Annotated in this window: 7 protein-coding genes; all 7 read left to right on the top strand. The window is 40.1% G+C overall.

Annotated features, from left to right (window positions below):
- Window positions 1-4: 4 nt before the first annotated feature.
- The 7 genes from PIECOFPK_RS10040 (at window position 5) to PIECOFPK_RS10010 (ending at window position 11,392) form a co-directional block, all read left to right on the top strand.
- Window positions 5-1,186 (top strand): CaiB/BaiF CoA transferase family protein, encoded by a 1,182-nt coding sequence (locus tag PIECOFPK_RS10040; RefSeq protein WP_409965775.1) that lies wholly within the window; start codon window positions 5-7, stop codon window positions 1,184-1,186.
- Window positions 1,187-1,229: 43 nt separating this feature from the next.
- Window positions 1,230-2,081: an amidohydrolase family protein gene (locus PIECOFPK_RS10035; protein ID WP_330975357.1), complete on the top strand. Its 852-nt coding sequence runs from the start codon at window positions 1,230-1,232 to the stop codon at window positions 2,079-2,081.
- A gap of 73 nt (window positions 2,082-2,154) precedes the next feature.
- Window positions 2,155-3,186 (top strand): L-rhamnose/proton symporter RhaT, encoded by a 1,032-nt coding sequence (locus PIECOFPK_RS10030; protein ID WP_409965774.1) that lies wholly within the window; start codon window positions 2,155-2,157, stop codon window positions 3,184-3,186.
- Window positions 3,183-4,238: a Gfo/Idh/MocA family protein gene (locus PIECOFPK_RS10025; protein WP_330975355.1), complete on the top strand. Its 1,056-nt coding sequence runs from the start codon at window positions 3,183-3,185 to the stop codon at window positions 4,236-4,238. The genes PIECOFPK_RS10030 and PIECOFPK_RS10025 overlap by 4 nt, the downstream gene beginning before the upstream one ends.
- Window positions 4,239-4,244: 6 nt before the next feature.
- On the top strand, window positions 4,245-6,980 hold the full coding sequence (locus tag PIECOFPK_RS10020; RefSeq protein ID WP_330975354.1) for a hypothetical protein: 2,736 nt from the start codon (window positions 4,245-4,247) through the stop codon (window positions 6,978-6,980).
- 24 nt (window positions 6,981-7,004) lie between these two features.
- On the top strand, window positions 7,005-8,561 hold the full coding sequence (locus PIECOFPK_RS10015; RefSeq protein WP_330975353.1) for a glycoside hydrolase family 28 protein: 1,557 nt from the start codon (window positions 7,005-7,007) through the stop codon (window positions 8,559-8,561).
- An 8-nt stretch (window positions 8,562-8,569) separates the two neighbouring features.
- Window positions 8,570-11,392, top strand: a complete 2,823-nt coding sequence (locus tag PIECOFPK_RS10010; protein WP_409965773.1) for a glycosyl hydrolase family 95 catalytic domain-containing protein — start codon at window positions 8,570-8,572, stop codon at window positions 11,390-11,392.
- Window positions 11,393-11,404: the final 12 nt, after the last annotated feature.

The raw sequence follows: 11,404 nt of genomic DNA, 5'->3' as shown, positions 1-11,404 counted from the left end.
ATATATGAAGTTGTTACAGGACATAGTGGTTATTGATTTCAGCCAGTTCTTATCTGGTCCCTCGGCCTCTCTATGCCTTTCGGATTTCGGAGCAGAGGTGATTAAGATTGAAAAACCCGGCACAGGAGATATATGTAGAGAGTTATACGTATCGGATGTTGTTGTAGATGGGGAGTCTTCTATATTTCATGCCATCAATCGCAATAAAAAAAGTTATGCAGCGGATTTGAAAAACCCTAAGGATGCGGAAAAAATCCGAAAGCTGATCGCATCCGCAGATGTAGTGATTCACAATTTTCGCCCCGGGGTTATGGAACGTTTGGGCTTCGGATATGAAGCTGTAAAAAAAATTAATCCTTCAGTGATATATGCGGCAGTGAGTGGTTTTGGGGAAACGGGCGAGTGGAAACATCTGCCGGGGCAGGATTTATTATTGCAGGCATTGTCAGGTATTATATGGCTTAATAACAGTAGCCATGCCGCACCGACTCCGATGGGTGTTTCGGTAATTGATATTTTTTCGGGAGCCCACCTAGTGCAGGGTATTTTGTCCTTACTGTACCGGCGGGGTATCACCGGTGAGGGTGGACTCGTGCAGGTGAGCATGCTGGAGAGTGCCCTCGATTTTCAATTTGAAGCACTTACCTGTTTTTATAACGATGGGAATGCGCTTCCTCAGCGAAGTGCTATAAATAGTGGTCATGCCTATGTAGCGGCACCTTATGGAATCTATAAAACAAAAGATGGTTATATTGCTTTAGCAATGGCTGATATTTTATTATTAGCCGAGCTTACGGGTTGTGAGAAGCTTAAAGCATATAAAGATAAAAGGGAGTGGTTCGCCAAGCGGGATGAAATTAAAGCCCTTTTGCGGGAACGTCTTTTGGAAAATACTACTTCCTATTGGCTAAGCATTTTTGAGCCTAAAGATATCTGGTGCTCAAGAGTACTAAATTATGAGGAACTAACACAGGAAGAAGGGTACAAAGCCTTAAATATGGAGATTGTTGTGCAAACTAGCAATGGTCTCTCGATAAAAACTATCCGATCTCCAATAAAAATTAATGGTAAAGTACTATCAGGAAGTAAGGGTGCTCCCGCATTAGGAGAGCATAATGCGCTCATTGAAGCTCAATATAAGCTTAATCAAAATATAAGCGAAGTACAAACAGTATCTGATGAATAATAATGTTATGTAATATTTTTACGCCAATAAACGGATAGCATTTATGATTATCGATACACACGTACATATATGGAACTTACAGCGTTCGAGTTATGCGTGGTTGGAGCATGCAGATCCTTTATTGCGTACAACGTATGATTTAAACATGCTCGCACCCAGTATAGAAACGACGGGTGTGAATGGCGGGGTACTTGTACAGGCAGATATTACATGGGAAGATACTGAACTCATGCTGGAAACAGCACGGAGCAGCGACTGGGTAAAAGGTGTTGTAGGTTGGTTACCTTTAACAGATGTAGAGCGTACGGCCGAGTTACTAGAAACCGTTGTTAGCAGGGAACCTTATTTTAAAGGGGTACGTCATTTGATACATGATGAACAGGATGATCGATGGTTATTACAACCACAGGTCATAGAAAGTTTAAAATTGCTGGCTACTCATGGTATTCCATATGATGTAGTTGGTATAAAAGTTAATCATATTAGAACGGCTTTGCAAGTTGCAGAACAGGTTCCTGAACTAAGAATGGTGTTTGATCATTTGAATCAGCCATCCATTGCATCTAATGAGCGTTTTGGTGAGTGGGGAATCTGGATGAAAGAGGCGGCAAAGCATTCTAATTTTTATGTGAAAATTTCCGGAATGGGTACCACAGCCGGTAAGCATAATTTTTCTGCCGATAATGTAAAGCCATATATAGAGTTTGCACTAAACGAATTTGGAACGGAACGTTGTTTTTGTGGAGGCGACTGGCCGGTAAGTCTTCTGGCTTCTGATTATGAAACTGTATGGAATATTTATAAAAAAGCTATTAACGATTTGATAAGCGAAGAGGAAGTTCGCAGAGGTATTTATAGCGATAATGCTATTGCCTTTTATAATTTGAATCTATAATTCGTTCAGGCACTTGTTATTTCAACGCTTGCCGGGTCTCTGCCATAGACCAGAAATTTATAAATAAAACATAATGCAGCTATTTTGGGGTATATTTTTTCATGGTATAGGTGCGGCTTCTGCATCTATGTGTTACACGCCCGAGAAGAAAATACGGGGGTGGAGCTGGCAAACCTATTGGCTGGCGCAAGCCGCTGTCTGTTGGTTTTTATTGCCCATTATTGTTGCATGGATCACCGTTCCTTCATTAGGCCAAGTACTATCAGAGGCGCCGGCTTCGGCAATGCTGAACGCTTTCGTACTAGGAATGGCATATGGCATTGGAGGAACCGCATTTGGAATGGCAATTAGGTTTATTGGCTTCTCGTTGACTTATGCAATCTCTGTAGGTATTTCCTGTGTGCTTGGAACCTTGATACCGCCGTTAGTAGATGGATCACTGAGTACTATTTTAAAAGGGAATGGCGCTAGTTGGATTATCGCAGGGGTTTTATTGGGCGCTTTAGGAATTGCTTTTTGTGGTGTGGCCGGATATAAAAAAGAAAAAGATTTAGGGCAAAGTCAAAATACATTTTCATTTAGAAAAGGATTACCACTTTGTATATTGGCAGGCATTCTGTCTGCATTTTACGGTTTCGCCATTAATGCAGGTAAGCCTATTTCGGATATTGCAGCCGCTTATGGAGCGGGTAATTTTCAGGTAAATGTGGTTTATATATTCTCTAATACCGGCGCTTTTATCACCACACTGTGTTACACTTTATTCTTGCACAAGAAAAATAAAACTTTAGCTGAGTATACTGATAATGCTAGTGGAGCACTTACCACCAATTACCTGATGGCCTTGATTACAGGTATTTTGTGGTACGGTCAATTCTTTTTTTATGGGCTGGGGCATGTGAGATTAGGTAGATATGAGTTTTCCAGCTGGGCCATACATATGATTATGTTGGTATTATTGAGCTCCCTAATAGGTTTGGTTTTCAAAGAATGGAAGCAAACTAAGGTTGCAACTATACGGAGTCTAGGTATAGCATTATTTATTTTGATTGTAGCCGTATTGGTTTTAACATACGGTAATTATTTAGGAGGGACTGACTCATGAACATAAAACACGAACCCAATATTCCTATATGCATTATTGGTGCAGGTGGTATTGTAGCGGATGCACATCTGCCCGCATATAAAATTGCCAACTATACGGTAAAGGGGATTGTCAATCGTAATACGGCCAAGGCTGTAGCACTTGCCGAGAAATTTGGTATAGAAAAGGTATATGATAGCCTTGAGGAGATGGTGACCGATAATGGAACGGAGGTTATCTACGACTTTGCACTACCTGCATCTGAAATCATTAATGTATTAGAGCGACTACCTGATGAAGCTACTGTGCTTATTCAGAAGCCATATGGAGAAAGCCTTGATGAGGCAAAAGCTATTCATAAACTTGCCTATCAAAAGCATTTGCAGGCTGGCGTCAACTTTCAGATGCGCTTTGCACCCTATATTCTTGAAGCAAAAAGAATGATTGCAGATGGACTGCTTGGCGATATCGTGGATATTGAAGTGTATGTAAATGTTCATACACCTTGGAATTTGTGGGAATTCCTGTTTGTGAAAGAGCGAATGGAAATTAATTATCATAGTATTCATTATGTCGATTTGATTCGTTCTTTTTTAGGCAATCCGAAAAAAGTATTAGCACGTACTTTCAAGCACCCGCAAGCATTGCAACTGGCTTCGGTAAAGTCCAATATTATTATGGATTATGGGGATTTAGTGAGGGCTGTTATTCATACCAATCATAATCATAACTATAGTCCTCAGAAACAGGAGTCATACGTAAAAATTGAAGGTACAAAAGGTGCTATTAAAATTGGTTTTGGTGCGCTAATCAACTATCCACACGGCATTCCAGATACATTCGAATATATCCATTTGGAAGATGGCGTAGCTGAATGGAAAACAAAGCCTCTCCATGGAACTTGGTTTCCGCATGCTTTTATAGGCACAATGCGTGAAATGCAAAGAGCTAAAGCCCGTATTATTCAGAAGCCCGAAAATAGCATCGATGATGCATTAATGACCATGGCCTGTGTGGAAGCCGCTTATATCAGTAATGAAAAGGACGGTATTGCTGTGTCAACACTTATTTAATTAATCATGAAGGTAAACATTAAGCAAATTATTGTAGGTATTCTTTGTCTATTAATCAGTGTAGTATCTCTAGCGCAGTCGAAAAAGTCGGTAGAGATTATATTGCCCTCTACCTCTGTGCCCAGAATAAAATTTGGCGCCGAGCGATTACAAAAAGCTCTCGAAGCTGCGGGCTATAATACTTCGTTTATCGATTTTTCTCGTAAACACAATCGCAAAAAAGGAGTTAAGCAGATAAGTTTATCTCTGGATACAACAATTAAAATTCCAAAAGAAGGTTTTATTTTAAAAGCCAACAACCAATTAACTACTCTAACTGCTTCCGATCCTACCGGAGTTTTATACGGTACACTGGAGCTAGCGGATAGAATAGCAACTACTAAAGAATTGCCACAGCTTCTGGATATTACAGATGCTCCGGAAATGGTACTACGGGGACAATGTATCGGACTTCAGAAGCCGTATTATTTACCGGGGAGAGATGTGTATGAATATCCTTATACTCCGGAGACTTTTCCTTGGTTCTACGATAAGCAATTATGGGTACAGGTGCTAGATTCTATGGTAAACAATCGTATGAATTCGCTTTATCTATGGAATGGCCATCCTTTTGCGTCTTTAGTAAAATTGAAAGATTATCCCTATGCAGTGGAGGTAAGTGAAGAAACATTTAAAAAAAATGAGGAAATATTTACTTTCTTGACTCAGGAGGCGGATAAACGGGGTATATGGGTAATTCAGATGTTCTACAATATCATCGTGTCTAAACCGTTTGCAGAAAAGCATAATCTAAAAACTCAAGAACGCGAACGCCCCATCATTCCTATAATTGCTGATTATACCAGAAAGTCTATTGCCGCTTTTGTTGAAAAATATCCTAATGTGGGGTTAATGGTGTGTTTGGGTGAAGCTATGGAAGGTGTAGGAAACGACGATATAGAGTGGTTTACTAAAACTATTATACCGGGAGTGCAGGATGGATTGAAAGCGCTGGGTAAAAAAGAGGAACCACCAATAGTGCTGCGTGCTCATGACACGGATGCTCCATCGGTAATGAAGGCTGCTTTACCATTGTATAAAAACTTGTATACCGTAGCGAAATTTAATGGAGAAGCATTGACTTACCAACGTCCCAGAGGTGCATGGGCCGAATTGCATCAAACATTAAGCAATCTAGGTAGTGTGCACATCGAAAATGTTCACATCTTGGCTAATCTGGAGCCCTTCCGCTATGCCTCCCCTAAATTTATACAGGAGTCTGTAATCGGGATGCACGAGGTTATGGGTGGCAATGGCCTGCATTTATATCCTCAGGCTTCCTACTGGGATTGGCCCTATAGTGCCGATCGTGTGAAGAATGGAGATCGGCTGTTGCAGATCGAGAGAGATTGGATGTGGTATAAAGCCTGGAGTCGGTATGCATGGAAAGCAAAACGCGATCGTAGAGCAGAGATTGATTTCTGGTGTGCACAGTTGGGACATCGATTTGGATTATCGAAGCAGGATGCTAATAACATTCTCATAGCTTATGAAGAAACAGGAGAAATAGCTCCTAAATTGTTAAGACGTTTCGGTATAACCGATGGCAATCGACAAACTCTCACATTAGGGATGCTCATGTCTCAACTGATTAATCCTTATCGCTTTGGATTATTTGAATTGCTATATGAATGCGAGGCCCCGGAGGGGGAAATGCTCATTACCTATGCTGATAAGGAGTGGAACGGGGTTCCTCATGTGGGAGAAACCCCCGTTCAAGTAATTCAGGACGTAAAAGATCATGCGGATAAGGCTGTAAAAGCAATAGATGCTGTTGCCGCTAAGGTGTCCACTGATAAGGAAGAATTCGAGCGTATAAGAAGTGATGTATATGCTTATAAAGCTTTGGCTTATCACTTTGCATACAAAGCACAAGCCGCCTTGTATGTATTGCGCTATAAATATTCTGAAGACCTAACCGATTTAGAAAAAGCATTGCCATTGTTGGAGAAAAGTGTAGCCTATTATAAAGAGCTTGCACAGCTAACTAAAGAGACCTACTTGTATGCCAATAGTATGCAGACACAACAGCGCAAAATACCTTTAAGGGGTGCCAACGGGAACTATAAACATTGGACAGAAGTATTACTTCCATTTGAAAAGGAGTTGTCGCATTTCAAACATAAATTGGATTCTTTGAAGAATAACAACCAGGTAAAGGAAGTAGCGATTACCCCATTGAAAAACGCATCGGTAAAGCTTCAGGGAGATTATAGCTGGTATACTATAGACTCCTTAGCCCAACCATTTGTGGATACATTGGTATCTATAAAAGCCTATTCAAAAGAATTGAAAGGCTTGAAAGGAGTGCAAATGAAATGGGCATCACAAATTAAAAATGGAACATCGCTCACATTTACAGTACAGAAACCGGTTAAAGTATTAGTGGGTTTTTTTCAGCCACAAAGGGCAGCTTTCAAAAGAGATACTACTTTTCTGAAAGCTCCGGAATTGGAAACAAACGCTAGTGCGAATGATTATGGTCAGGCAGAAACTAAAATAGCTAATGCTATAGTAATACCCGGTTTGCCACAGTTACACATACATAGTTACGATTTTAAGGCGGGCACTAATACGCTGAAACTAGCTAATGGCGTGGCTTTGATTTTGGGATTTATTGATGCTGAAGCCCCATTGCAAATGCATGATGCAGGTTTGTATGAAAGTGGAAACCGCAAACAGGTGGATTGGCTCTTTGAGTAAAAATATCAGTAAAAGAAGTGTATCATGAAAAAGATAATTGGAATCTTGTCGTTTTTGGTATGGATAGCCCAGTTTGTTAGTGCACAGCAATTTTATGATGTAACCCAGTATGGTGCTAAAAGAGATAGTAGTGCAAAGGCCACGGAGGCTATTAAAAAAGCTATTGATGCGGCGGTTAAGGCTGGTGGTGGCACCGTATATTTTCCTGCTGGAAAATATCTGACAGGGCCTATTCATCTGAAAAGCAACATCACCATATTTATAGATGCAGGTGCCGAACTGCATTTCAGTGATGATTTTGATGATTATCTGCCAATGGTGGAAAGCCGCTACGAGGGCGTAGATGTAAAAACTTTCTCACCACTTTTCTATGCATATGAAGCGGAAAATATAGCTATTATAGGTAGAGGAATAGTAGATGGGCATGGAAAAAAATGGTGGGCTTTTGTTGAAGGATATAAAGAAGGACAACCTAGAAGTAAATGGCAACAGTTATTTGATGAGAATAATAAGGATATTTTATTACCCGATGATCCCAAGCAAATGAAAAGAGGTTTTCTGCGTCCTCCTTTCATTCAAACCATGTATTGTAAAAATGTATTAATACAAGGAATTACGATCCGCAATTCCCCCTTTTGGACAATCAATCCTGAATTTTGTGATAATGTAACAATCCATGCTGTAACTATTATAAATCCCAAACGCATGGCACCTAATACCGATGGTATTAATCCCGAAAGCTGCTCCAATGTGCGTATTAGTGATTGTTATATCAGCGTAGGGGATGATTGTATTACTATTAAATCAGGAAAGGATCTACCTGGTAGGACCAAAGATAGACCCGCCGAAAACTATACTATAACCAATTGTACTATGCTGGATGGACATGGGGGCGTAGTTATTGGTAGTGAGATGAGTGCAGGAGTAAGAAAGATTACCATTAGCAATTGTGTATTTGATGGAACAGATAGAGGAATTCGTTTGAAAACCGTACGTGGTAGGGGTGGTGTTGTGGAAGATATTCGTGTAGATAATATTGTGATGAAGAATATCAGAGATCAAGCAATTGTGTTGGATATGGAATATGCAAAGTCTACCCCTGAGCCAGTTTCGGAGCGTACACCCAAGTTTAGAAATATACATTTGAGTAATATAACAGCCTATGCTAGAGATGCCATGTATATCAATGGTATTGACGAAATGCCAGTAAGTGAAATTAGTTTACATAATGCGGTATTTCAAACACAGAGAGGCATTATTATAAAAAACGCCAAAGACATTCAATTACGTGATGTAAGGGTGAATGCACAACAAGGAAGTGCATTGAGTGTAATAAATACAGATCGACTGCTCGTCAGCAATCTTGAGAGTACGACTACGGATACTAATACACCTGTAATCTCCTTAAATAATACAAAGAACGCTTTATTAAGACATTTATGGCCGTTTGAAAAAACAGCGCTGTATGTAAAGGTTAGCGGCGCGGCATCTCAAAACATCAATCTTGCAGATAATTTTTTTAAGGAGGATGCAGTATCAATAGAAAATGAAGTATTGAAACAAGAAGTGAAATTTCACTAATAAATATTATGAAGAAACTCGTCCGTGTCATATTGGCTTTTACATTCGGAATTTTGGTGAATACTTCCATAGCACAAGACTTGGAGCTATGGTATCATCGGCCTGCAGAAAAATGGGTAGAGGCGTTGCCCATAGGCAATGGACGCATAGGAGCTATGATATTTGGAGGTATAGACGAGGATCGCATTCAATTTAATGAAGAAACTTTATGGACAGGCTCAGTACGTAACTATAACCGGCAAAATGCTTGGCGGTATTTGGACTCTATACGAAATCTGTTATTCGCTGGTAAACAACGTGAGGCAGAGGAGCTAGCCGAGCGAGAATTTATGGGAATTAAGTCTGCTGAAGGCGATAAAGAAGCATGGATAGAGCATGTTACTGCCGTGTTGAAGCAAAACGCTAATCCATCTCAATACAACTATAATGATGCTTCATGGAAGACAATAAAAGTGCCCAGTTACGAAGGGTGGGAGGTACAGGGGTTTGAAGGAATGGATGGTGCCGTATGGTTTCGTTATTATTTTCAATTACCTAAGGAGTGGGAAGGGAAAAATTTGATACTCGATTTAAACAGAGTTAGTGAATATGATTTTACCTATATTAATGGAGCGCTTGTTGGTTCGCAATATAATACACAAGCGCGCCGTTACGAGATTCCGGCATCGCTTTTAAAAAAAGGGAAAAATAGCATCGCAATTTTAGTACTCAATTTCTCCGGTAAAGGTGGAATACTTGGATATAAAGATACCACACAACATATCGGATTATATCCTAAAGGAAGTATTGTTTCAGAAAAACTTTCTTTAAACGGCGAGTGGAAATATTATATTCAAGATGATGATCCCCCTCCAGTAGGACAATATCAGGCTTCTTATCAGCCCTTTGGCGATTTAAACTTGGATTTTGATATAAATATCGCTGCGGTTAGTAATTATAAGCGGTCTCTTGATTTAAGCAATGCTATTGCTACCACTCAGTATGATTATAATGGTGTCCATTACAAGCGTGAATATTTTGCAAGTGCACCTTCGCAAACCTTGGTGGTACATTTAAGTGCAAACAAAAATGCAGCCATAAGTTTTGCCGCAGGTTTATCAAGCCCTCATAAAAAATATTCATTACAAAAGATTAATGCTAATACTGTAGCACTTACTGTATCAGTAAAGCATGGCGCATTATATGGTGTAAGCTATTTAATGGTGCAAACTGATGGTGGCAGGATAGATGTGTGTAATGAAAAGGTTGTTATATCCAATGCTAATACTGCAACGCTTTATCTCACTGCAGCAACTAATTTTGTATCTTATAATGATGTGTCCGGACAACCAGATAGCATCTGCAGATCGATAATTGATAAAGTACAGCAATCCACATTTTCGGATATTAGAAAGGCTCATATTGCAGAATATCAGCAATATTTCAATACTTTCTTCATTGCATTAGGTAATGAGGCGCAGCGTCTGCGTCAGCAGCAGAAGCCCACAGATCTGCGATTGGCAGCATTCGTGCATAATGATGATCCATCTTTTCTGGCTTTGTATGTTCAATATGGTCGTTATTTGTTGATTAGTAGTTCAAGGCCTGGGACCCGACCGGCCAATCTTCAAGGCATATGGAATGATTTATTATCACCGCCCTGGGGGAGCAAGTATACTACCAATATAAATTTGGAGATGAATTATTGGCCTGCCGATTTATTGAATTTGTCGCCCATGCAGCAACCTTTATTTGAAATGATCAAAGAACTTGCAGTAACGGGTACGGAGACGGCCAAGCAATATTATAATGCTCCGGGATGGGTATTGCATCATAATACAGATTTATGGAGAGGTACTGCTCCAATCAATGCCGCTAATCATGGTATATGGGTTGGTGGAGCTGCGTGGTTATGTGATCATTTATGGCAGCATTATCTGTATACGTTGGATAAAAAGTTTTTGGAGCAAACGGCATATCCGATAATGAAAAGTGCAGCGCAGTTTTTCAATGCATTTTTGATTAAAGACCCCAAAACAGGTTATTTAATAAGTGCTCCGTCTAATTCTCCTGAACACGGAGGGCTGGTTGCTGGCCCCACCATGGATCATCAACTAATCAGAAATCTGTTTCAATCAGTGATAAAAGCAAGTGAGATTTTGAAAAAGGATGATGAATTTAGAGACACGCTCAAAAATAAAGTAGACAGTATTTTTCCGAATAAGATAGGGCGTTACGGTCAGTTGCAGGAATGGATGGAGGATGTGGATGACACTACCAATAAGCACAGACACCTCTCTCATTTATGGGCTGTATATCCCGGAAGTGAAATCAATTGGGAACAGACACCCGAACTGATGAAAGCAGCAAGACAATCGCTTGTTTATCGAGGAGATGAAGCAACAGGATGGAGTCTGGCGTGGAAAATCAATTTATGGGCAAGATTCAAAGATGCTGAACGAGCATATAAACTAATTCAGATGCTGTTGAGCCCCGTTAAGGGTGGTGCTGGAAGTTATCCTAATCTTTTTGATGCACATCCTCCTTTTCAGATTGATGGAAATTTTGGCGGTGCTGCCGGCTTAGGAGAAATGCTCTTGCAAAGTCACGCAGGTTTTTTAGAAGTATTACCAGCCTTACCTGCAGCTCTTAGTAATGGTTGGGTTAAAGGATTATTGGCCCGAGGAGGTTTTGAAGTAGAGATAAATTGGAAAAGCGGACAATTGCAATATGTAATAGTGCACTCGAAAGCCGGAATGCCATTAAAATTACGTTATCAGGGTAAGGAAGTTGCAGTCAACACTGTAAAAGGTGGTGTGTATAAGTTTAGTGCAGCACTACAACAGTTGTAATCTTGATTAATA

It is taken from the genome of Chitinophagaceae bacterium C216 (assembly GCA_028485475.2).
Lineage (GTDB): Bacteria > Bacteroidota > Bacteroidia > Chitinophagales > Chitinophagaceae > Niabella > Niabella composti.
This window is presented reverse-complemented; position numbering and strand designations above follow the sequence as displayed.

Coding starts and splice junctions, on each gene's coding strand:
- PIECOFPK_RS10010 (WP_409965773.1), top strand. CDS start 8,570: ATGAAGAAACTCGTCCGTGTCATATTGGCTTTTACATTCGGAATTTTG.
- PIECOFPK_RS10020 (WP_330975354.1), top strand. CDS start 4,245: ATGAAGGTAAACATTAAGCAAATTATTGTAGGTATTCTTTGTCTATTA.
- PIECOFPK_RS10015 (WP_330975353.1), top strand. CDS start 7,005: ATGAAAAAGATAATTGGAATCTTGTCGTTTTTGGTATGGATAGCCCAG.
- PIECOFPK_RS10035 (WP_330975357.1), top strand. CDS start 1,230: ATGATTATCGATACACACGTACATATATGGAACTTACAGCGTTCGAGT.
- PIECOFPK_RS10030 (WP_409965774.1), top strand. CDS start 2,155: ATGCAGCTATTTTGGGGTATATTTTTTCATGGTATAGGTGCGGCTTCT.
- PIECOFPK_RS10025 (WP_330975355.1), top strand. CDS start 3,183: ATGAACATAAAACACGAACCCAATATTCCTATATGCATTATTGGTGCA.
- PIECOFPK_RS10040 (WP_409965775.1), top strand. CDS start 5: ATGAAGTTGTTACAGGACATAGTGGTTATTGATTTCAGCCAGTTCTTA.